This window comes from Nesterenkonia flava (assembly GCF_031432335.1).
Classification (GTDB): Bacteria; Actinomycetota; Actinomycetes; order Actinomycetales; family Micrococcaceae; genus Nesterenkonia; species Nesterenkonia flava.
In genome coordinates this window covers 15,936-36,994 of record NZ_JAVKGT010000001.1, presented here as the reverse complement: position 1 = coordinate 36,994, position 21,059 = coordinate 15,936, and the positions used below count along the sequence as shown (strand labels likewise).

The following is a 21,059-nucleotide window of genomic DNA, read 5'->3' as shown; positions in this document are numbered from 1 at the left end:
GAGACAGACCATGATTGTTGATGCACACGCGCACTATCTGCCCAAGGACTACCCGGCGGATGCACCCTCGTGCTTTCCCTCCATGGAGTCCATTGACGGGAGCACTGACCGACAGCTGGTCTTCGGCCAGATGAAGTTCCGGGCCAAGGACGTGTTCTTTGAGGCGGAGAAGCGCCTGGAAGCCCAAGACGCCTCGGGCGTCGATGTCGAGGTCATCAGCCCCATGCCTCCGCTGCTGCGCTACGACCTGCCCGCAGCCGACGGTTTGGCGCTGGCGCGCCACACCAACGAATTCACGGTGGAGCTGACGAGCCACGCGCCTGAGAGGCTCATCGGGCTGGGCATGGTCCCGATGCAGGATCCTGACGCCGCGACGGCTGAGCTCAAGCACATTAAAGAGATGGGGCTCGCGGGCGTGGAGATCGCCTCGAATATTCTGGGCAGCTCCATCGGGGACGAGAAGTTCCTGGAATTCTTCAAGGAGCTTGAGCGACTCGATCTGGCGCTGTTCGTTCACGCTATGCCGTCCCCGATGGACCGGCTGCCGATGTCAGCCATGGGGACGTATGTGGTGGGCATCGAAGGCATGTTCGCCGCCGCCTCCCTCATTCTGGGCGGCACCGCTGCAGCCTGCCCGAATCTGCGGATCTCCTTCAGCCACGCTGCCGGCGGCCTGGCGATGATGCTGCCGCGCGCCAACTACTTCTGGGGCGGCTCCTGGAACGAAGAGCCGAAGAACCTCGAGCGGGCAGTGATGCCCGACGACGGACCCTCACCGCTGGAGTACGCGCGTCGCTTCTACTACGACTCCATGGTGTTTGACCGCCGTACTATCCGGTATCTCATTGACCTGCTGGGCGCAGATCGTCTGCTGGTCGGCTCGGACTTCCCCGCGATGCTGCGTGAGGACCCGGCGGCCAAGACGCTGAAGTCCATGGAACTGCCGGAGCAGGACTGGGAGAACATCAGTCACCACAACGCCTATCGGTGGCTGGGCCTGAACCAGCCCGCCTAACAGCACCGAAAGCCGGCCCGAAGGGGCTTCGGCGCACCGTCTCCGTCGGTGCGCCGAAGCCCCTTCTGCGCGCCTAGGACGATTGACGTATCGAGTATTCCCTCCAGCGGAAGACATGTGATCGCCGTCACATGCATCAGTCAGGCTTTGAGTATTCGAAGGGAAGCTTCGGATGGTGCCGAGAGAGTGATCCGGCGCCTAGGAGTTCAAAGGGGAACTTGTCATGAGGGAATACAGTTCATCACGAATCGCGCCAGCACTTCGGAGAGTTTTAGCGCTGGCTGCCATCGGAGTCCTGAGCCTCACCGCGTGCGGAGGGGGTGGCGGTGCCGCAGAGACAGCCGGGAGCAACGCAGAAGTTGGCGAGCCGCAAGAGGGTGGCACCATTACGGTCATCCTCGATTCCGCCTTCGCAGGAGACTGGTCGACCGGTCTTGACCCCGCTACCAGCAACAGTGTGGGAGCGAATATGGGTCAGAATTCCGCGATCTTCGGGGGTCTCTTCAACCTGGAGCCAGCCGAAGACGGAGAAGGTGCTGAACTGGTTCCCAATCAAGCGGAGAGTGGCGAGTGGTCTGACGACGGCCGTACGCTCACTATCACCCTGCGCGAAGGTATCGAGTTCTCAGACGGCACTCCTCTGGACGCCGACGCCGTCATCTGGAATTGGATTCGTGCCTTCAGCTCAGGGAGTACCGGCACCCCCCAAATCGCCCTCGATCTTGAACGTGAGGCACCTGAGCTGGATCAGGAATGGATGGACAGCCTGTTCGCTGCTCTTCCGGATGACGTTGACGAAGAGGTCATCCTCTCGCGGCTGGGAGCTATGCAGGCCGTGGACGAGCGGACGGTGGAGCTTCACCTCGAGGAGCCCAATGCTGCTCTGCTCAACGGGCTTGCTGGTACAAATCTGAACTATATCGCTTCTCCCGCCGCCTATGAGGAGCTGGGTGCCAACGCATTCAGCAGCACCCCCGTAGGAGCGGGCCCCTTCGTGATCACAAGCAACCGCCAGAATGAACGGCTTGAGCTGGAGAGAAACGACAACTACTTCAAGGATGGCTTGCCGTACCTCGATGGGTTGAACTTCCAGTCGGTGGGCGGCGACCAAGTGGCATACCAGACGGTTCAAGCCGGACAGGGTGACGTTGTCGAAGGACTGAGTGACGTCAACCTGATCGCGGAAGCTGACCGCAACCCCGACTTCGGAGTCTATCTGGGAGCGCCGACGTCCCCTTACGTCGTTCAACTCAACACACGCAGGGAGCCCTTCGACGATAAACGTGCGCGTGAGGCCATCTACTACGCAACAGACTTCGAGGCCATTAATGAAGGACTGTTCGGTGGAGAAGGTGACATGAGCCAGTCCTTCACTGCCTCCGGGGGACTTTTCCACCATGCCGAGGTGCCGGGGTACCGCGAGTACGATCCGGAGCGTGCGGCCGAACTCGTGGATGAGCTTGGTGGACTCGAAGTCGAACTGAGTACGACCGACTTGTCGACTGCACGCCAGGTGACCACGGCTCTGCAGACGCAGTGGCAGGAGGCCGGTATCGACGTCACGATCAATTCCTCGGGATTGGGCGACATCATCACAAAGTTTGTAGGCGGCGAGTGGGAGTCCGTCCTGCAGACGGCCGGCGCGTGGGATCCAGCAGCAGGCATTGGAGTGGCTGTGCGCTTCGGGTCTACCTCCCCCTTCAGCGGCACGCCACTGCCCGACGGAGCGTCATCCTCTCAAGAGGCCTTGGATGAGGGCCTGCAGACTGAGCTGGACGAATTGCTGCAAGCAGCCTCGCAAACTGTGGATGAAGAAGAGCGTCAAGCCCTCTATGAAGAGATTTCGCAGTACATCTCAGATGAAGCGTATGGACCTTTTGGGCCTGCCTTCAGCCCGGCGCAGGTAGTCCGGGAGGGGATACATGGTCCCGGTCTGACCGAGCCGATCCCCGCTCTGGCTGTCAATCAGCAGGTCCTCTACGATCGCGTGTGGGTTGAGCAGTGATGTCTCAGACCGCTGCTGCTCCGGCACGCGCCGCCCGGTCTAGGAAGACAAGCAGCTTCCTAGGCCGGGCGGGGGGCTCTCCCCTTCTGCGTTTGATTCTCAGGCGGGTCCTCCTAGCCGTCCCGCTCCTCCTCGCCGTCAGCGTATTGGTATTTATCCTGCTCGAGGCTATGCCCGGGGACCCGGCACGCAACCAGGCGGGCATGGATGCCTCAGAGGAACAGGTACAGGCAGTCCGAGAGCGGATGGGGCTTGATCGCTCCGCCCCGGAACGCTATCTTTCCTGGTTGGCTGGCTTCCTGCGGGGCGACCTGGGTGTTTCGGCGGTGAACGGGCGTTCTGTCTCGGAGCTGCTGGCGGAACGGTTGCCGGTGACGCTGGAGCTGGTGGGACTAGCCTTCGTGCTCTCCATTGTGCTGGCACTTCCCGTGGCACTTCTGGCCGCTCGTCGTCCCGGAGGGCTCATGGACCGAATCGTCATGGTCTGTTCGATGACGCTCCTTGCGGTGCCCAACTTTGTGATGGCCCTCCTGCTAGTCCTGGTATTCGCGGTCACGCTGCGGATGTTGCCGGCGATCGGTTATGTCGCGGTTCAGGACGGACTCGTGGACAACTTGCGGTCCGTCATTCTCCCTGTTTTGGCCCTCGCGATTCCCATGGCGTGCTTCTATGCCAGGTTCCTGCGAGGTGACTTGGTAGAACAGCTCTACGGGGCTGGATACATCGACACCGCACGTGCCAAAGGGGCAGGAATGTGGCGCATCCTCTGGCTTCACGCCTTCCGAAACTCCAGCTTCGGCCTTCTGACGCTGGTGGGTCTGAACATCGGGGGGCTTGTCGGCGGAACCGTGATCATCGAACAGATCTTCGCGATGCCCGGGATGGGCATGCTCATGCTGCAGGGTGTCATGAGTTTGGACATCGCTGTCGTGCAGAGCTGTGTCTTTATCTTCGCCGCGGTCGCTATCTTCGCCAACCTCATTGTCGACGTCATGTACGCCGTTCTCGACCCAAGGATTCGCTATGGCAGTCATTAGCCCGCCAACCAAGTCGGAGACGCGTGCCGCCGCCCCGACTCCGCTCGCCGCACGCGCCGGTGTGCGCTGGTCTCAGTTCCGCCGTCGCATGGTGGCCTGGATCTCCGGATCGGTGGTCCTGCTCCTGCTGCTGACCTGCTTTGTGGGGCCTCTGGTCCTTCCTCTGCACCCGCCGATCGGCGGCAGCGTTCTGGACAGCGCCCTACCCCCGGGGTCTCCAGGCCACCCGCTGGGTACCGACGTCAACGGCAACGATGTACTCTCGCGCTTGATCCACGGAGGACAGGCGTCCTTGACTGTCGGGATCGTCGTCAATGCGATCGGCCTGGTGGTCGGTGGCTCCGTCGGAGCGGTGTCCGCCTACCTGGGGGGAAAGTCAGACACGGTGATAATGCGTGTCCTTGACGTGCTGATCGCGTTCCCATCCCTTGTGCTGATGATTGTTCTGGCGCAGGTGCTGGGACCCAGCCTGCCCAACACGATCATTGCGCTTACGGCCTTCAGCATTCCGGCGGTCGCGCGGATTGCACGCTCCTCCACGATGAAGGTGATGAGCATGCCCTACCTGCAGGCGGCACAACTGGCGGGGAGCCCCTGGTGGCGGATCCTCTTCCGGCACATCGTCCCGAACATCGTGCCTCAGCTGACCAATTTCCTGATGCTGGGAATGGCCATGGTCATCGTGACCGAGGGAGCCTTGTCATTCCTGGGACTTGGCATTCCTGCACCGAACCCCAGCTGGGGAAATATGGTCTATGAAGGACAGCAGTCACTTTCTGCCACCCCCCAGCTGGTGCTCTGGCCCTCCTTGGCCCTGTTGATCACTGTGCTGTCATTCAATCTGCTGGGGGAGAGTATCCGAGATGAGGCGAACACACGATGACGGCCACACAGACTGAGAAGAGGGGTGCCGTGCAGCCCGACACTGAGCCGACACCCGGCCCAGTGCTGGAGGTCAAGGACCTGCGTGTGGTGTTCACGCGGCACGGACGCCAGATACATGCGGTGAACGGCTTGAACTACCGTCTCCATGCCGGCCAGACGTTGGCGATCATCGGCGAGTCCGGATCCGGGAAGTCTGTGGGTGTTCGCTCACTCATGGGTCTGCTGCCGCCCAGCGCTCGCGTCACCGGCTCGGTTCAGCTGAACGGACAAGAACTGGTAGGGCTCTCGGAGAAGGAGTTCCGCAGCGTGCGTGGGCGGGAGATCGCTATGGTCTTCCAAGATCCGGCGACTTCACTGAACCCCACCATGAACATCGGCAGCCAGATCGTGGAAGCCATTCGCCTGCACGCACCCATGCGAAAAAAGGAGGCCGAGGCTAAGGCCGTGGAGCTCCTGAAGCTGGTCCGTCTGCCCTCGCCGGAGACCCGTGTCAGCCAGTTTCCGCACCAACTCTCGGGGGGCATGCGTCAGCGAGTGGTCATTGCGATCGCACTCGCGTCTGATCCGAAGGTGCTGATTGCGGATGAGGCGACGACGGCACTGGACGTCACGACCCAGGCCCAGATCATGGAGCTTCTCGTCGACATTCAAGAGCGACTGGGAACGGCTGTCATCATGATCAGCCATGACATTGGACTGGCAGCCAACTATGCGCACGACGTCATGGTGATGTACGCGGGCAAGGTGGTCGAGCATGCGGAGACCAAGGCGCTGTTCAGCAACGTTCAGATGCCCTACACCAAGGCACTGCTGGGTGCGGTCCCGCAACTGACCACTAAGCCGCATTCGAAGCTGACCGTCATCGGCGGTCACCCGCCTGACCTCAGCAACCTTCCCAGCGGCTGCCCCTTCGCTCCCCGCTGCCCGCGGGCGACGGACATTTGCGTGGAGGAGGAGCCCCGTCTAGTCGAGCACGCGAAGCGGCATCGCTACGCGTGCTGGCATCCCGTCAACGGTCAGGCCTTAGAAGCCGGTGGTACCAAAGAGCTGCTGGAAGTGGACGCCCACGAACCGCTTGAACGCGATGGTGACCATCGCAGCGACGAGCAGCGGGGGTCTACGGCATGAGAGATCAGGAGAGCGCCACGATGACAAAAACTGTGTCACACACCAGATCTCCCGGTATGGGTCAGATTCAGCCCTCCCCGGGGGAGGCCCACGGCCAGGGGAAAGCGCCCAGGGAGGCCGAGCCTCTTCTGGTCGTCACTGACCTGGTCCAGGAGTACGCCACACGGGGAGCCGGAGGTGTCAAGACCGGGACGGTCCATGCGCTCTCGGGAGTGTCTTTTGAGTTGTTTCCGGGAGAGACGCTGGGCATTGTGGGGGAGACCGGATCGGGGAAGTCCACGTTGGCACGAGCCATCATCCAGGTGGAGCAGCCAGTCTCGGGCTCCGTGGAGTTTCAGGGCAAGCAGATGATCGGCATGTCCAAGAAGCAGCTGCGCGCCACACATGCAGAGATGCAGATGGTCTACCAAGATCCGTTCGGCTCACTGAATCCGCGGTGGAAGGTGGCAGACGTCATCGCCGAGCCCATGCTCGGCCACACCACCATGAGCCAGCGGGAACGCCAGGAGCGCGTGGAGCAGCTGCTGGAACTGGTGGGCCTTGATCCGGCGATCTACTGTCAGCGGCGCCCGATCGAGCTCTCGGGAGGGCAGGCACAGCGAGTGGCGATTGCCCGCGCCGTCGCGCTGAAACCGGCTTTGATCATCTGTGACGAGGCGATCTCGTCCCTGGACGTCCTCATTCAGGCGCAGGTCCTGAACCTGTTTGAAGAGTTGCGGCAGGAGCTGGACCTCGCCTACCTGTTCATCGCCCACGACCTGGCCACTGTGAAACAGATCAGTGACTCTGTCGCGGTGATGCACCTGGGACAGCTCGCGGAGATCGGGCCGGCCGAAGAGATCTATGCCGCACCCCGGCATCCCTACACCCGTGCTCTGCTCGATTCGATCCCCATCCTCGACATTGAGACGGGTGAAGCCAAGCGGCCCGTGCCCCTGAAGGGCGACCCCCCATCTCCGCTCGATCCGCCGTCGGGGTGCCGCTTCCGCACGCGATGCCCTCTGGCACAGGACATCTGCGCAGAAGTCGAGCCTCGACCAGCGGAAGTCGGTGACGGGACTGGCCGTCCGCACAAGGTGGCGTGTCACTTCCCGCTGGAGCCGGGACAGATGCTGCCTGATCGGGGTGCGCGTCCGCAGGCAGCCGCAGCGGCAGCCTGACGCAGTACCGCAGCACACGAAGGGGCGGGGAGACCGATGGTCTCCCCGCCCCTGTGTTTCTTCCGTGCTGTGCGGCGGCGCCCCCGCTGTGGCCCGGACTGCGGCCGCGAGCTGCGCCCAGTCCTCAGGCGCCGTGCTCAGGACCCGCGCTGGACCACCATATGGGAGTCCGCGAGGGCGCCCACCGCTCCGATGTAGGTTCGCTGTGCAGACTCGGCCACGCCTGCAGCCTCGACCGCAGCCCTGGCGCTGGGCTGCTCGCCCAGGCTCTGCACGATCTCCACGAGCGTGCGGTCCTTCAGGAACGACAGCTTGCGTGTGCCGAAGTGGTACAGCAGGGCACCAAAAGGCTCGGGCCGAACCGCCACCTGCGGACTCAGTCGCCAGGAAGCGTCAGGATCGAATGCCATGGCGAACTCAGTAGACGCCGCACATGCCGTCGATCGAGACTTCCTCAATGAGGGAGTCTGTCTCCACGGGGCTTTCGACCTGTTCTGCGTCAACCTTCTCCGGTTCAATGTGCTGGCTCATGACACACATCCTTTCTGCGTTCCTTCACCACCTGGATTTCAGGTGAGCTGATGAATGTTGTGATGTCAGTCATACTATTGGCACCCGGTGTCGATGGAAAGGGGTGCGGCGCATTTCGCCACATCCGTCTACTGCCAGGCGGAAAATGCCTCTGCGTCTCCTACTCCGCGTGCTGAAGTAGAGCTGTCATGCAGACCGTCGTTGGGCCCGTTGCGCAGCGCTCCCGTCCAGTGGGGAGGGCGCGATCCACCACGGCCGACACCCTGGGGCGCATTGGTCTGGAGCTGTTCATCCAGCGGGGCTTCGACAACGTCACAGTCGAAGACATCGCCGAGGCCGCGGGGATCGGTCGCCGGACATTCTTCCGGTACTTCCCCTCCAAGAACGACCTTCCCTGGGGTGATTTCGACGCGCTCCTGTGCAGTATGCACGCTCGTCTGGCGGCCGTTCCCGCGGATATCCCCGTCTTCGATGCGCTGCGGGAGGCGGTCATTGACTTCAACCGGTTTCCCGCAGAGGAGATCCCGTTCCTGCGTCAGCGCATGGAGTGCCTGCTGAAGACTCCTACACTTGTTGCGCATTCGGCGCTGAGGTACCGAGCCTGGCGGCAAGTCGTGGCGGACTTCGCTGCCGAGCGTCTGGGCGTCAGCGGGAGCTCGCACCTGGCGATGACGCTGGGGCAGGTCTGCCTGGGCATCAGTCTCTCCGCCTATGAGGAGTGGCTGGAGGATGAGCGACTGGATCTGGCGGAACTGATCGACCAAGGCTTCTGCGATATGCGCCGGGTCTTTGCGGGGTAGCGGTGAGCGCCGGCTATGACGTCGTCGTCGTGGGTGCCGGTGCCGCCGGCTCTGCGCTGGCAGCCCGCCTGAGCGAGAACCCGGAAGTCTCCGTGCTGCTGCTGGAAGCAGGCCCGGTCCCGGATCCCGGGAGCCCGGTGGATCCAGAGACCCTCGATGCCGGATCCTTGCAGGGCGCTATGCCTCACCATCGGTTCAACTGGGCGTACCCGAGCCAGCTCACGGCCGAGCGGCAGTGGGGGGTGGCGCGCGGAAAGGTGCTCGGCGGCTCGATGGCGATCAACGGCGGGTACTTCGTGCGGGCGCATCCGCAGGACTTCGCCGAATGGGCCGGCAGCAGCGGCGAGCACGTGGCCGACTCCCCGTGGTCCTATGACCGCGCCCTTCCGATCCTGCGCTCCATGGAAACCGACCTCGATCACCAGGATCCGCTCCTGCACGGCGCGGACGGGCCCATGCTGGTCCGGCGCCCATGGAAGGATCACCCCGACGACGGCGACTGCGGGCCTCTCGATGCGGCCTTCGTCTCGTCCGCTCTGGCCCTCGGAGCGCGCTGGGAGCCGGACAAGAACGCCGGCGAAGTCCCCGGCGTCGGGCCGGTTCCGCTCAACGTCAGTGATGGGGTCAGGCGCCACCCGGGGCTGCAGTATGTGCATCCAGCTCGCGGGCGTCCCAACTTAGAGGTCCGCGGTGAAACGCAGGTGCTCAGGGTGCGGATTCAGGACGGATGTGCGGTGGGGGTCGACGTCGCGCGGTGCGGTCCTGGCGGTGAGTTCAGCGGCAGAGAGACGATTGATGCCGGAGAGGTAGTGCTGGCGGCCGGGGCCATCGCCACACCTAAGCTGCTGTTGCTCTCCGGAGTCGGGCCGGGTGCGCATCTGCGGGAGCATGCACTGCCTGTTCATGCCGATCTGCCCGGGGTGGGGCGCGGGGTCAACGATCATCCCGACGTGACCCTGCCGCTCCTCGCCAAGCAGGGCCTGGCACCTCCGGCCTCGGTGCCCTTCACGGCCGCATGGAACGTCAGCCCCTCGTCCGCGGGCAGCGGCCCGGAGCGTTCCAGCTCGGGGGCGCCGGAGGTGGACCGGGGAGAGGTGGAGCTGTTGCTCACCGCGCGGCCGAACAGCGCCCTCTTCGGAGGCAGTGCAGCGGGGGAGCAGGCTCGCAGCTATGCCATGATGGTCGGTCTGCAACGCGCCGACTCCCGGGGGTCCATCACCCTGCGCACCTCGGACCCGGTCGCCCCTCCACGGATCGACTACAACTTCCTCGAGGCGGCGTCGGATCTGCACGCGCTGCGCGGGGGGCTGCGGCGAGCGCTGGCCCTGCTGCAGTCAGCGGAGTTCGACGCTGTGCTGGAAAGGCCGTTGTGGTGGGCCGTGCTGAATGACGGGGCCGACGCGGTTCTGGAGCGCTGGATTCGGGAGAACCTCGGCATCCGGTTCCACACCTGCGGCAGCGCTCAGATGGGACCCGAGGGCAAGGAACATGCCGTGACCTCACCCCGCGGTGAGGTGTACGGCATCCGGGGTCTTCGGGTTGCGGACCTGTCCCTCCTGCCGCAGGCTCCCTCCCGGGGTCCGGCAAACACGGCGGTCTTCATTGGCGAGCTCATCGCTGCCGCTATGGCCTAGCCCCTGCTCGTGCCGCCGACAGTTGTCCTGACCGCTTCCGTGCCACGGAAGAAGCACTAACTTCCCTCGCTGCGGTGTGACGAAGATCACTTTACCCGCACCACGCAACGGAGAGGCGCACCATGAATCATCACCGTGACACCACCCGAAAGAGTCGCACCCGTTGGAGCAGGGGAGTGGCCCTGACCGCCGTGGCGGCGCTTGCCCTCACATCCTGCAGCGCCAGCGATGCCCAGAACGACGACGAGGTGACGCTGGTGCAATCCATTGGGCCGCTGCCCCACCTCAACCCTCAGCTGATTACCTCGCCGAATGTGCGCATCGCGGCCGGAACCATGCTGGAACCGCTGGTGAAGATGACCGACGAATACGACGTCGTCCCCTGGTTGGCCCACGACTGGGAGATCAGCGACGACGGCACGGAGGCCACGCTCTACCTGCAGGAGGGCGTCACCTGGCACGACGGTGAGCCATTTACCGCAGACGACGTGAAGTTCAATCTGGACGAAGTGATCCAGTACCAGCGTGCAGGGATCGAAATTTCCGGAGCCATCGACACCGTGGAGGTCGTGGATGAGCATACGGTCAGGGTTCTCTTCCGTGAACCCTACGGCCCGTTCCTGCAGGGACTGGCTCTGCAGTCCATGCTGCCCCGGCACATTTACGAGGGAACAGACTTCGTGGAGAACCCGGCCAACAGTTCTCCGGTGGGCACAGGACCCCTCGTCATGGAGCGCTTTGAGGAGGGCAGTCAGGTGGAGCTCGTGAGAAACGAGGACTACTGGGCCGGGGAGGTTCATATCGATCGCCTCATCTTCGCCATTCTGACCGACCCGAATGCCCAGGACCTGGCGTTGAAGTCAGGGGAGCTGGACCGCAGCGCCATCGACTCCGCGCGTCTGGCCGAGGTGGAGGCCGATCCGGATCTGGCGGTCACGACTCACGGGAGTATGCCCTGGCAGGTCTTCTTCAACATGAATGCCCAGGTCGAGGAACTGACCGACCCGGAGGTCCGGCGGCTGGTCTTCTCTGCGGTGGACATTGACGCCCTTCACGAGATTGCGGTGCCTAACAACTCCACACCCGCCGAGAGCATCTATCCGCCAGGCCTGGAATGGGCCAAGAGCCCTGAGGTCGACTACCTGGAGGACTTCGCCTATAACGTGGAGGCCATCAACCAAGGACTGGACGACGCCGGCTACCCCGTGGGGTCTGACGGTTACCGATTCAGCCTGGAGCTGACCTTCATGTCTCACCTGGCCGACGCTCGTGCCATGGCGGAGGTTATCCAGTCCTCCATGGATGAAGTCGGCATTCGTATTGAGCTCAACGCCATCGAGGACACTGTCTACCAGGAGTACGTCTCCCAGAAGGGTGACTTCGAGCTGGCGCTGCTCATCGGCGGCACGGAGACGGACCCCAATCTGGGGATCACCATCTGGCATGAGTGCAACCCTGAGGAGATTCCGTTCCGGAACCCCTCCGGCGAGTGTGATGAGGAGCTGGATCAGTACGCGATGGAGGCGCTCCGCAGCGTCTCCGAACAGGAGCGCGGTGAGGCCTTCCAGAAGTTTGAGGAGCGTGCCGCCGAGGTGATGACCTCAGCTCCGGTGGTGCATATGTGGCCCCTGACGGCGTACAGCGAATCCCGTTGGGAGGGCGCCGAGATCCCCACCCGCAATATTCCCCTGGATTGGCATCTCATTCGCCCCAAAGACTGACGATGTATGAGGCTGTGGGGCCCGGGCTCATGCGACATGGGTCCGGGCCCCAGGCTCGTCCTCCACCAGGGCGGCGTAGCGCAGGCGGAACTCACGGGCTCGGTCTCCCGAATAATTCAGCCGTCCCTGGAGTGCCTCGGAAATGCGGCGTGCAGCTGCCCTCACCGGGCCGATATAGCTGGCAGGCTCGTGATGCTCCAGCCAGCAGATCAAGCCGAGGGATGCCTCAATCTCGCCGTCGGAGTTCATGACGGGAGCGGCCACCATGGCGCGATCCGTCACGGGAGTGTGTGAGGCGATCGCATAGCCGTCCTCCCGAATCCGTTGCAGTGCGGCGCGCAGCTGGCCCTCTGAGGCGATGGTGTGCTCTGTGAACTGCTGCAGCGGCTCCTGGACATAGAGGTCGACGAACCCCGGTGGCGCATAAGCCAGCAGCACCAGTCCAGTCGCGCCCATATGCAGTCCGATGCTGCCCCCGATCCGATTGGCGCCCCCGTAGTTGGGATGCAGGCGCAGTGCCTCGAGATTCAGGACGTTCCGCCCGTTGCGCACGCCAAGGTGAACCGTGAGCCCGGTCCTGCGCTGCAGATCCACCAGGAACGGCAGCGCAGCCTCCCGCACGTGCAGCCCCCGTGTGGAGCGCGATGCCAGCTCGAGGAACTTGGCGCTGAGGCGGTAGCGCCCGGAAGCTTCCGTCTCCAGCCCTCCCCAGGCGAGGAGCTCCTGGACCAGGCGATGGGTGGTGGTCAGTGACAGTCCAGCCCGTTCCCTGATGTCCGTCAGGCGTAGCGCGCCGTCACCCGAGGAGAATGCGCCGAGCAGCGAGAGCAGCCGGCTCGCAGCTGTGGGCTTCGGGTGGTCGTGATGCGGTGCGGCATCCATAATCCTCCTCTTGTGATTCCTATCACATTCTACGACGAGACCGCCCGCATCGCGAGGAGGCGGGCGGTCTCGAGGAGGGACGGTCAGCGGCTCACCAGGGTGGTCTGCGCGTAACTGGACCGCACTCGATCGATCTCATCCTGGCTCACTGTCAGCCCGGAGCGCTCGCGGAACGTGTCACCGACATAGTCATGCCGGAAGTAACCCCGCTCCTGTAACTCGGGAACCAGCAGATCGAACATGTTCTGCATTCCCTCCGGCACGCTCGGGGGATTGAAGTTGTAGCCGTCGCAGGCCCGAGACTCGAACCAGTCGATCATGCTTTCAGCGATCTTGTCCGGGGTGGAGACCATGACCCGGTGCCCGACGGCCCGGGAGAGGTGGACAATGAGCTCCCACAGGGTCTTCTCCTTGGCCAGCTCCCGGAAGAGGTACCACCGCTCAATGTGCTTCGGATCTTCCACGAAGCGGTCCTGCGGGATTTTCTCGTCGAGGCCGATGTCGCTGATGTCTGCGTCGATGAGGCCGCTGACCATGGCACGCCCGTTGCCCTCGTCGATGCAGTTCTCGAGCTCTTGGGCCAGCTCGTCGGCCTCAGCCTGAGTCCTCCCGGTGATCGGCATGATGCCGGGCATGATTTTGACCTTCTCCGGGTCCCGCCCCTTGGACTGGACCTTTTTCTTGTACATCGCGTACCACTCGATGGCTTTGTCCTTCTGGGGTTGAACGGTGTAGATGAAATCGGCGAAGGAGGAGCCGAGCTCAATGCCGTTGGGGGACTGGCCAGCCTGAACTAGAACAGGCCATTCCTGCGGAGAGCGCGGAATCGCCAGGGGACCTTCGACCCTGAAGTGTTTGCCGACGTGGTTGATATTGCGAATGCGCTCATTGTCGACCCACAGCGACTGGCTCTTGTCGTTGACGATGGCATCCGGGTCCCAGGTGTCCCAGAGCTTCTGCACGACCTGGACGAATTCGGTGGCACGGTCATAACGCACCTCGGGCAGGGGCATCTCGTCCAGACCGAAGTTCTCATTGCCGTTGTTCGAGGTCACGATGTTCCAGCCGGCGCGCCCGCCGCTGAGCATGTCGAGGCTCGCGAACTGTCGAGCCACGTGGTATGGCTCGTTGAAGGTGGTCGACTGTGTGCCGATCATCCCGATCTTCTCCGTGTAGCCGATCATGGCCGCCATGGTGGTCAGCGGCTCGTAGACCGATGCTCCTCGGTAACCTCCCTTCCTCAGCGGGCGAGCACTGAAGCTGTCTGCGATGAAGAACGCGTCGAGCTTGGCCGCCTCGGCAGCCTGGACCACGTCTCGCATCAGGCCCAGGGTGCCGATCTCCTCCGATCTGCTGCGGGGGTGTCGCCATGCATCGTTGTGGTAGCCGAAAAGGGTGGTGAACATGGTTAACGCCATCTGGCGTTTCTGCTGCGCCATTGCAAACTCCTTGATGGTAAAGACGAGGGGGAGGGCTTTTACTGCGGGCCGTCGTCGTGCTCCAGCCTGCGGTAGGCCCTGTCGAAGAAGATGAGGGGGTCTGTGCGTGCCTGGTCGTCCGACCCCAGGGCGCGGACCTCACCGATGACGATGAAGTGGTCGCCGGCCACGTGTTCATCCCAGATCTCGCAGTCGATCCATCCCAGGGTGCCGGTGAGTGCCGGCAGTCCCGAGGGCGTCTTGACCCACGAGATTCCGTGCCATTTGTCGGTTCCCGTGCGTGCGAACTGGTCGGAGACATGGCGCTGGTCCTCGGCGAGGAGATTGACCGCGAAATGACCCGAATCGCGCACGCGTGGGTAGGAGGTCGATGTCCTCATGACGGAGAAGGACACCAGGGGTGGCTCGAGGGAGACGCTGTAGAACGCCTGGCAGGTGAAGCCCACCGGCTCAGTCTCGTCCATACTGCTGATGACCGTGATCCCAGACGGGTATCGCGCCAGGGTGTCGCGGAAGCGCCGTGCCTCCACGAAGAGCGGGGGGCTTGGTGCCGTGCTGCGTGTACTCACCGTAGTTCTCCTTCCAGGGGCTCCGCCGCGTGGATGAGGCGAGCCCGGTGGTGGGGTGAGTCCATGGTCTGCACCGGCGCAGCACGGCCCAACGAGAACTTCCGGGGCACGGAAGTGGTCCGGGGGTCGGGCGCCGACCTCTCCCCTCAGTGCCCGACGGGAGGAGTGGGGGAGGGGCGTTCCTGCTCCTGGGTGTAGACCGTGGCGTCCGTGAGGAACGGGATCGCGGCAGCGCGTTCTTGGTTCAGCGGCTCATCGGGGAAAGCGTGCTCGATGGCACGGTGCCTGATGGCTACACCCTCCTTGAACTCCGGGTGGGTGAGGATGAACATGTCCCCGCGCTGCAGTCCCTGGAGCACTCGCTCTCCGGCTTCTTCTGCACTCATGTAGGGCTGCTTCTTGGCCAGTGCAGCGAACTCCTCCGACGGCGGCTGGTAGCCGGACTCGCCGTACTGGGCAGGGCGGTTTGCCGTTCCCAGGGCAATATTGCTGTGCACCGGACCGGGCATATAGGCGGAGACCCCGATGTTCTGCTCACGCAGCTCGATGTGCAGAGCCTCGGACAGAGCGATGACGGCTGCTTTGGTCATGGAGTAGAGCCCGGCAACGATCGGCATCAGTCCGCCCATGGACGAGGTGTTGATGATCCATCCGCCTTCGCCGTGGGCCTGAATCTTCGGCAGAAAGGCCTGAATGCCGTGGCCCACGCCGCGGATGTTGACGTCGATGACCCAGTTCCAGTCGTCGGGCGTGGCCTTCTCCACCGGGCCCGTGAGTCCGATGCCGGCATTGTTGACGAGGACGTCGACTCGTCCATAACGGTCGGCGACATAGTCGGCCAGCTCGCGCATGCCCTGCAAGTCGGTGACATCAACGCTGCGGCCCTCCGCCTGAAGTCCGTGGGAGGCAAAGACCTCCTGGGTCTCGTCCAGGTGGTTCTGGCGCCGTCCGGTCACGACCACGGTCATGCCGGCACGAGCGAAGGCCAATGCGATGCCGCGCCCGATCCCGCTGGATCCTCCGGTGATTACGGCTACCTTGTTCTGAACGTCCCGCAGGGGTGCTTGTGTCTTCATGCTCTGATGCCAGCACCGCGCGGGGAGGTTCCGAGTGGTCTCTTCCGCGAGGCAGAAAGCTGGGACGCCGAATGGCACCGAGTGTCATTAGTGTGGTCTCAGTCACATTGCGACGTGCTTCTCGCCGTCCTCCGTGTCTGACCTGCAGTATGTCGCCGACGCATCCGAGAGGTAGCTGCCATGACAGCAGAGCCCATTGCCCTTCCCCGGACCAGCGAGTCCCACCTCGTCTCCGCACCGCCGAAGCCCACGCGTCTGGTGGATCATTTCGAGTACGGCCTTGATGCGCCGATCTGCCTGACCTGGGAGCTGACCTACGCGTGCAACCTCACCTGTACGCACTGCCTCTCCAGCTCCGGACGCCGGGATCCTCGCGAGCTAACCACCGAGGAATGCAAAGCGGTCATTGACGAACTGCAAAAGATGCAGGTTTTCTACGTCAACATCGGTGGCGGTGAGCCCACCGTGCGCAGCGACTTCTGGGAGCTGTTGGACTACGCCACCAGTCACAACGTGGGCGTGAAGTTCTCCACCAACGGAGTGAAGCTTACCGAGGACAAGGCCCGCCTCCTGGCCGCCAACGACTACGTTGATGTGCAGATCTCGCTTGACGGCGCCACTGCGGAAGTCAATGACTACATTCGCTCCAAGGGCTCCTATGACATGGCCATACGAGCCATGGAGAATCTCCAGAAGGCCGGTATGGAGAACTTCAAGCTGTCGGTGGTCTGCACCCGATGGAACATTCCGCAGCTGGACGAGTTCAAAGCCATCGCGGACCGCTACGGGGCGCAGCTGCGCCTCACCAGGCTCCGTCCCTCCGGTCGGGCCGTGGATGTGTGGGACGACCTGCACCCCACGCAGGAGCAGCAGCGGGAGCTCTACGAGTGGCTCGTGGCCCACGGCGACGAGGTGCTCACCGGGGACTCCTTCTTCCATCTCTCCGCCTACGGCGAATCTCTGCCAGGCCTGAACCTCTGCGGTGCAGGACGCGTGGTCTGCCTCATCGATCCCATCGGCGAGGTCTACGCTTGCCCCTTCGCCATCCATGACGAGTTCCTCGCTGGAAACGTGCGCGAGGAGGGAGGATTCGAGAAGGTCTGGAAGGAATCCGCCCTGTTCCAGAACCTGCGCGAGCCCCAGTCTGGCGGGGCCTGCTCCACGTGTGCCTTCTTCGACACGTGCAAGGGCGGGTGCATGGCAGCGAAGTTCTTCACCGGGCTGCCCCTGGACGGACCAGACCCCGAATGCGTTCGCGGCTTCGGCGAGGAGCTGCTCGCCGAGCGTGAGGATTCCGCCGTCCCCAAGCCCTCGGGCGACCATTCGCACCGGACCTCGCCCCCGCGTCCGCGCAAGTCACCGGCGCGTCCCATGACCAACCGCAAAGTGGCGGTCAGCATCGGCAGCGGGCCCCCTGCTCCCAGCGCCCCGCCGGTGTCTGCCTGCAACGAGAGCCCGCTGGCAGGATTCGCCCCGCCGACGCGCACCACCCCCTGAGACCCACCCCCCCCATTTGACACGGAGAAACTGCTGATGGCCAACGCATGGTTTGAGACGGTCGCGATTGCTCAGAAGCGCGCGAAGAAGTACCTTCCGCCCTCTGTCTACGGAGCCCTCGTTGCAGGGTCGGAAAAGGGCGTGACCATTGAGGCGAATCAGGACGCTTTCGCCCAGATCGGCTTTGCTCCGCACGTTGCTGGGCACAAGCCTCACCGCGAACTCAGCACAGAGGTCATGGGCATCCCGATCTCGATGCCGGTGCTCATCTCTCCTACGGGTGTTCAAGCGGTGCATCCTGAGGGTGAAGTGGCGGTGGCGCGCGCCGCCGCGAATCGCGGAACCATCATGGGGCTGAGCTCGTTCGCGTCGAAGCCCATTGACGAGGTGACGGAAGCCAATGAGAATACGCTCTTCCAGATCTACTGGTGCGGCACCAAGGACCAGATCCTCCAGCGGCTGGAGCGCGCTAAGCGCGCGGGCGCCAAGGGCATTATTGCGACCCTTGACTGGTCCTTCTCCAACGGCCGGGACTGGGGCAGCCCCTGGATTCCCGAGCGGCTGGATCTGAAGACTGCCGCAAAGTTCGCTCCCCAGGCCGTAACGCGTCCCAAATGGCTCTACACCTTCCTCAAGACCGGCCGGGTGCCCGACCTCACGGCGCCGAACCTGCAGGCACCCGGGGGAGAGGCTCCCACGTTCTTCGGGGCCTACGGCGAATGGATGGGCACCCCCCCGCCCACCTGGGAGGACGTGGCGTGGCTGCGCGAGCAGTGGGACGGACCCTTCATGCTCAAGGGCGTCACCCGGATCGACGACGCCAAGAGGGCCGTCGACGCCGGAGTCACTGCTATTTCCGTCTCCAACCACGGCGGCAATAACCTCGACACGACGCCGGCCACGATCCGCGTGCTGCCAGGAATCGCCGAAGCCGTGGGAGACGAGATCGAGGTCCTCCTCGACGGCGGCATCCGCCGCGGCTCTGACGTTGCCAAAGCACTGTCCCTGGGGGCCAAAGCGGTGATGATTGGACGCGCTTACCTCTGGGGTTTGGCTGCTAATGGCCAGGCTGGTGTGGAGAACGTGCTGGACATTCTGCGCGGAGGGCTGGACTCGGCGGTGCTGGGCCAGGGCAAGTCTTCCATCCACGAACTCTCCCCCGAGGACCTGGTGGTCCCAGAAGGCTTCTTCCTGCGGCTGGGGGACCCCGGGAAACTCTCCGGGGCGGTGGTGGACAGCAAGAACTCTTCCAGCCGCACCGCTGCCGACACCAATGCCGCGGCCAATGGGCGGGTGCCGGTGCCCAAGCCAGCGCCAGCCTCTGCGGCGAGCCGGTCGTGACGTCGGAATCCGCAGCTGGGACACAGACTCCGCGGCGACTGACGCAACATCCGTGGCCCGAGATCGGACGTCCGGTGCTGCTTCTCCCGCTGGGCTCCGCCGAGCAGCACGGCCCGCATCTGCCGGTAGACACGGACACCGTGATCGCCGAAGCCGTGGCAATGGGTCTCGGCGCCCGGTTGGAAGAATCCGGCGCCGAGGTGCTCGTGGCACCGCCGCTGACCTACGGCGCCAGCGGCGAGCACGCCGGATTCGCCGGCACCGTGTCCATTGGTCACGAGGCACTGGGGGCTGTGCTGGTCGAGTACGGACGCTCTGCCCTGGAGTGGGCCTCGCAGCTGATCATCGTCAACGGCCATGGCGGCAATGTGGCATCGCTGTCTCAGGCAGTCCCCCAGCTGCGGTATGAGGGGCGCGATGTGGCTTGGATACCCTGCGCCAACGGATACGGATTGCCGGGACCCGAGGAGGACGCCCACGCGGGGCGGATCGAAACGTCCCTCATGCTGCACATCGCACCAGACCGGGTCCAGATGGATAAGGCGGAACGAGGCGTCACCGAGCCCCTGGAGAAGATTCTTCCTCAGCTGATGAGCGGCGGTGTGCTGGCCGTCTCGCCCAACGGGGTGCTCGGGGACCCCACCGGTGCCACAGCCCGCGAGGGTGAGGAACTGCTCGACGCCGTCGTCGCCAGTATCCACCGTCGATACCTCGCCTGGGACCAGGCCGAATCCGGATGCCTGTCCCTGCCTCAACAGGGGTGAGCGCAATGGGCGCGGGGGATCTTGTTCTACCCCAAGGGGCCGTCGTGACCCTCCACGCGGGGACCTATGTCTTCGAGGGCGGCAGAGTGCTCATGGGCGGAGCGCCGGCACGAGTGGCCACGCTGAGTCCGGCGGCAGCGGGAGCTCTTCGGCCAGCTGCCGCCCCACAGGGCGAGGACCGCCGCGGCCAGCGGGCCTCCACTGGCCGGCCACGGCTCGCGGTGACGGTCACTGACGCCACCACGCGTCAGCTGGGAGGATACTTGGTGCGCGCCGGCCTGGGGGACCCTGATCCGCGGACCCTGCCGGCAGCTGATCTCTCTGAAGTCACCGTCGTCATACCCTGCTACCGGCGCCTGCATCAGCTGCACCGCCTGCTCAGGAGCATTACGACCGCGCTACCCGACTCTGCCGTCGTCGTCGTCGATGACGCTTCCGGCGAGCAGAGCGAGCACATCGTCGCGCTCGCCCGGGATTTCGGAGCGGAGGTCATCACCTGCGACGTCAACAGAGGCCCTGCGGCAGCGCGCAACACCGGACTGGCCCGGGTGCGCACCCCCTACGTACTTTTCGTTGATACGGATGTGGTGGTGTCTGAGGGGTGCATTGATGTCCTGCTGCGGCACTTCGCGGACCCGAGACTGGCGGCGGTGGCCCCGCGTGTACTGGGCCTCGGTCCAGACGCCGACGGCCGGTCCGGGCACCGACCCGCATCAGCGAGCAGAGCGCCGTCGACTCCTCATGGAGGTTGGGTGCAGCGCTACGAGAACATCCGTTCCTCGCTGGACCACGGGCCCGAACCGTCACTGGTGCGGCCCCACTCCACCCAGTCCTGGCTGTCGACCACGTGTCTGCTGGCTCGCAGGGAGGCACTCGGCGGTGGATTCGAGGACGGCATGCGGGTGGCTGAAGACGTGGATCTGATCTGGCGGCTGGCTGCTTCAGGATGGCGCATTCGGTACGAGCCCCGAGTCATCGTCGAGCATGAGCACCGCACGTCTATGCGCAGCTGGTTGAGTCGCAAGCATCTATACGGCACCGGGGCCGCTCTGCTGGCTCAGCGTCACGGAGACCTCGTTGCGCCGGCGGTGATGTCGCCCTGGGCGGCTGGGGTGCTGATGGCAGTGGCTTGTCAGCGGCGGTGGTCCCTTCCCGTTGCTGGCCTCGTGACTGCCGTTGCCACGGCGGCAAATATGCACCGTCTCAAGCACGCCGTGCCGAGTCTATCCTCACGCGCGCGCCTGGCCGGCCAGCTCACCTGCTTCGGCCTCGGTGCTGCGGTGGGGCAGGGACTTGCTCTGGCGGTGCGGCATTGGTGGCCGGGGCTCGCCGCTGCCGGCATCCTTTCCAGGAGGGCCCGGCGGCTACTCGTGGTGGCGGCCGTGGCTGAAGCGGCCTGGGAGTACGTCCGGCTGAAGCCGGAGATGGATGCCCTGCGCTTTGCTGCAGCGCGACGCCTCGACGACGCCGCCTATGGTCTGGGGGTGTGGAAGGGTGCCCTCCGGAAGAGGTCGTTGAGGGCTCTCCTGCCGGCCCGTCCGAGGGCGCGGGACTCCGGTGTTCGGTGAGGTGGGG

At 64.2% G+C, this 21,059-nt stretch carries 19 protein-coding genes; 13 read left to right on the top strand and 6 right to left on the bottom strand.

The genetic code is table 11. The annotated features are described in order from the left end of the window. Positions 1–10 precede the first annotated feature (10 nt). The 6 genes from RH857_RS00170 (at position 11) to RH857_RS00145 (ending at position 7,230) form a co-directional block, all read left to right on the top strand. Entirely contained in the window at positions 11–1,015 is a 1,005-nt protein-coding gene (locus tag RH857_RS00170) for an amidohydrolase family protein (RefSeq protein WP_310535941.1), read from the top strand. A 469-nt stretch (positions 1,016–1,484) separates the two neighbouring features. Beyond that, positions 1,485–3,020, top strand: a complete 1,536-nt coding sequence (locus RH857_RS00165) for an ABC transporter substrate-binding protein (protein ID WP_310535939.1) — start codon at positions 1,485–1,487, stop codon at positions 3,018–3,020. Then, entirely contained in the window at positions 3,020–4,057 is a 1,038-nt protein-coding gene (locus RH857_RS00160) for an ABC transporter permease (RefSeq protein ID WP_310535937.1), read from the top strand. Before RH857_RS00165 ends, RH857_RS00160 begins: the two co-directional genes overlap by 1 nt. After that, positions 4,044–4,940: an ABC transporter permease gene (locus tag RH857_RS00155; protein WP_310535936.1), complete on the top strand. Its 897-nt coding sequence runs from the start codon at positions 4,044–4,046 to the stop codon at positions 4,938–4,940. Before RH857_RS00160 ends, RH857_RS00155 begins: the two co-directional genes overlap by 14 nt. Then, a complete protein-coding gene (locus RH857_RS00150; RefSeq protein ID WP_310535934.1) occupies positions 4,937–6,070 on the top strand; it encodes an ABC transporter ATP-binding protein in 1,134 nt (377 codons plus the stop codon). Before RH857_RS00155 ends, RH857_RS00150 begins: the two co-directional genes overlap by 4 nt. Before the next feature lie 20 nt (positions 6,071–6,090). Beyond that, on the top strand, positions 6,091–7,230 hold the full coding sequence (locus RH857_RS00145; RefSeq protein ID WP_310535932.1) for an ABC transporter ATP-binding protein: 1,140 nt from the start codon (positions 6,091–6,093) through the stop codon (positions 7,228–7,230). 137 nt (positions 7,231–7,367) lie between these two features. Here the strand turns inward: RH857_RS00145 and mftB are convergent, their stop codons facing one another. After that, positions 7,368–7,640, bottom strand: a complete 273-nt coding sequence (gene mftB, locus RH857_RS00140) for a mycofactocin biosynthesis chaperone MftB (RefSeq protein WP_310535930.1) — start codon at positions 7,638–7,640, stop codon at positions 7,368–7,370. A 7-nt stretch (positions 7,641–7,647) separates the two neighbouring features. Then, positions 7,648–7,761: a mycofactocin precursor MftA gene (mftA, locus tag RH857_RS00135; protein ID WP_310535928.1), complete on the bottom strand. Its 114-nt coding sequence runs from the start codon at positions 7,759–7,761 to the stop codon at positions 7,648–7,650. A 188-nt stretch (positions 7,762–7,949) separates the two neighbouring features. Between mftA and mftR the strand changes: the two genes are divergently transcribed. The 3 genes from mftR to RH857_RS00120 all read left to right on the top strand — a co-directional run bounded on the left by mftR (position 7,950) and on the right by RH857_RS00120 (position 11,916). After that, positions 7,950–8,561 (top strand): mycofactocin system transcriptional regulator MftR, encoded by a 612-nt coding sequence (gene mftR, locus RH857_RS00130; protein ID WP_310535926.1) that lies wholly within the window; start codon positions 7,950–7,952, stop codon positions 8,559–8,561. A gap of 2 nt (positions 8,562–8,563) precedes the next feature. Further along, the gene (locus tag RH857_RS00125; RefSeq protein WP_310535925.1) at positions 8,564–10,195 is read left to right on the top strand and encodes a GMC family oxidoreductase N-terminal domain-containing protein; all 1,632 of its coding nucleotides are present in this window, start codon (positions 8,564–8,566) and stop codon (positions 10,193–10,195) included. Positions 10,196–10,317: 122 nt separating this feature from the next. Beyond that, on the top strand, positions 10,318–11,916 hold the full coding sequence (locus tag RH857_RS00120) for an ABC transporter substrate-binding protein (protein WP_310535923.1): 1,599 nt from the start codon (positions 10,318–10,320) through the stop codon (positions 11,914–11,916). A gap of 27 nt (positions 11,917–11,943) precedes the next feature. Here the strand turns inward: RH857_RS00120 and RH857_RS00115 are convergent, their stop codons facing one another. From RH857_RS00115 to RH857_RS00100, 4 genes are all read right to left on the bottom strand, one after another. Beyond that, the gene (locus RH857_RS00115; protein ID WP_310535922.1) at positions 11,944–12,798 is read right to left on the bottom strand and encodes an IclR family transcriptional regulator; all 855 of its coding nucleotides are present in this window, start codon (positions 12,796–12,798) and stop codon (positions 11,944–11,946) included. Between the two features lie 83 nt (positions 12,799–12,881). Continuing rightward, positions 12,882–14,237 carry an NtaA/DmoA family FMN-dependent monooxygenase gene (locus RH857_RS00110; protein WP_310535921.1) on the bottom strand — a complete coding sequence of 452 codons (1,356 nt, stop codon included), beginning with the start codon at positions 14,235–14,237 and terminating at the stop codon, positions 12,882–12,884. 38 nt (positions 14,238–14,275) lie between these two features. Then, positions 14,276–14,806: a flavin reductase family protein gene (locus tag RH857_RS00105; RefSeq protein WP_310535920.1), complete on the bottom strand. Its 531-nt coding sequence runs from the start codon at positions 14,804–14,806 to the stop codon at positions 14,276–14,278. A gap of 146 nt (positions 14,807–14,952) precedes the next feature. Beyond that, positions 14,953–15,882, bottom strand: coding sequence for an SDR family oxidoreductase (locus RH857_RS00100; RefSeq protein WP_310535919.1), 930 nt, complete (start codon positions 15,880–15,882; stop codon positions 14,953–14,955). 180 nt (positions 15,883–16,062) lie between these two features. Between RH857_RS00100 and mftC the strand changes: the two genes are divergently transcribed. The 4 genes from mftC to mftF are packed head-to-tail and all read left to right on the top strand — an operon-like array spanning position 16,063 to position 21,052. After that, positions 16,063–17,379: a mycofactocin radical SAM maturase gene (gene mftC / locus RH857_RS00095; protein ID WP_310535917.1), complete on the top strand. Its 1,317-nt coding sequence runs from the start codon at positions 16,063–16,065 to the stop codon at positions 17,377–17,379. A 36-nt stretch (positions 17,380–17,415) separates the two neighbouring features. Further along, positions 17,416–18,720: a pre-mycofactocin synthase MftD gene (gene mftD / locus RH857_RS00090; protein WP_310535916.1), complete on the top strand. Its 1,305-nt coding sequence runs from the start codon at positions 17,416–17,418 to the stop codon at positions 18,718–18,720. Beyond that, positions 18,717–19,484, top strand: coding sequence for a mycofactocin biosynthesis peptidyl-dipeptidase MftE (gene mftE / locus RH857_RS00085; RefSeq protein ID WP_310535915.1), 768 nt, complete (start codon positions 18,717–18,719; stop codon positions 19,482–19,484). Before mftD ends, mftE begins: the two co-directional genes overlap by 4 nt. Before the next feature lie 44 nt (positions 19,485–19,528). Then, positions 19,529–21,052: a mycofactocin biosynthesis glycosyltransferase MftF gene (gene mftF, locus RH857_RS00080; protein WP_310535913.1), complete on the top strand. Its 1,524-nt coding sequence runs from the start codon at positions 19,529–19,531 to the stop codon at positions 21,050–21,052. Positions 21,053–21,059: the final 7 nt, after the last annotated feature.

Excerpts from the sequence above, each read along its gene's own strand:
- RH857_RS00170 (WP_310535941.1), top strand. The coding sequence starts at position 11 with ATGATTGTTGATGCACACGCGCACTATCTGCCCAAGGACTACCCGGCG.
- RH857_RS00165 (WP_310535939.1), top strand. The coding sequence starts at position 1,485 with ATGGGTCAGAATTCCGCGATCTTCGGGGGTCTCTTCAACCTGGAGCCA.
- RH857_RS00160 (WP_310535937.1), top strand. The coding sequence starts at position 3,020 with ATGTCTCAGACCGCTGCTGCTCCGGCACGCGCCGCCCGGTCTAGGAAG.
- RH857_RS00155 (WP_310535936.1), top strand. The coding sequence starts at position 4,044 with ATGGCAGTCATTAGCCCGCCAACCAAGTCGGAGACGCGTGCCGCCGCC.
- RH857_RS00150 (WP_310535934.1), top strand. The coding sequence starts at position 4,937 with ATGACGGCCACACAGACTGAGAAGAGGGGTGCCGTGCAGCCCGACACT.
- RH857_RS00145 (WP_310535932.1), top strand. The coding sequence starts at position 6,091 with ATGACAAAAACTGTGTCACACACCAGATCTCCCGGTATGGGTCAGATT.
- mftB (WP_310535930.1), bottom strand. The coding sequence starts at position 7,640 with ATGGCATTCGATCCTGACGCTTCCTGGCGACTGAGTCCGCAGGTGGCG.
- mftA (WP_310535928.1), bottom strand. The coding sequence starts at position 7,761 with ATGAGCCAGCACATTGAACCGGAGAAGGTTGACGCAGAACAGGTCGAA.
- mftR (WP_310535926.1), top strand. The coding sequence starts at position 7,950 with ATGCAGACCGTCGTTGGGCCCGTTGCGCAGCGCTCCCGTCCAGTGGGG.
- RH857_RS00120 (WP_310535923.1), top strand. The coding sequence starts at position 10,318 with ATGAATCATCACCGTGACACCACCCGAAAGAGTCGCACCCGTTGGAGC.
- RH857_RS00115 (WP_310535922.1), bottom strand. The coding sequence starts at position 12,798 with ATGGATGCCGCACCGCATCACGACCACCCGAAGCCCACAGCTGCGAGC.
- RH857_RS00110 (WP_310535921.1), bottom strand. The coding sequence starts at position 14,237 with ATGGCGCAGCAGAAACGCCAGATGGCGTTAACCATGTTCACCACCCTT.
- RH857_RS00100 (WP_310535919.1), bottom strand. The coding sequence starts at position 15,882 with ATGAAGACACAAGCACCCCTGCGGGACGTTCAGAACAAGGTAGCCGTA.
- mftC (WP_310535917.1), top strand. The coding sequence starts at position 16,063 with ATGACAGCAGAGCCCATTGCCCTTCCCCGGACCAGCGAGTCCCACCTC.
- mftD (WP_310535916.1), top strand. The coding sequence starts at position 17,416 with ATGGCCAACGCATGGTTTGAGACGGTCGCGATTGCTCAGAAGCGCGCG.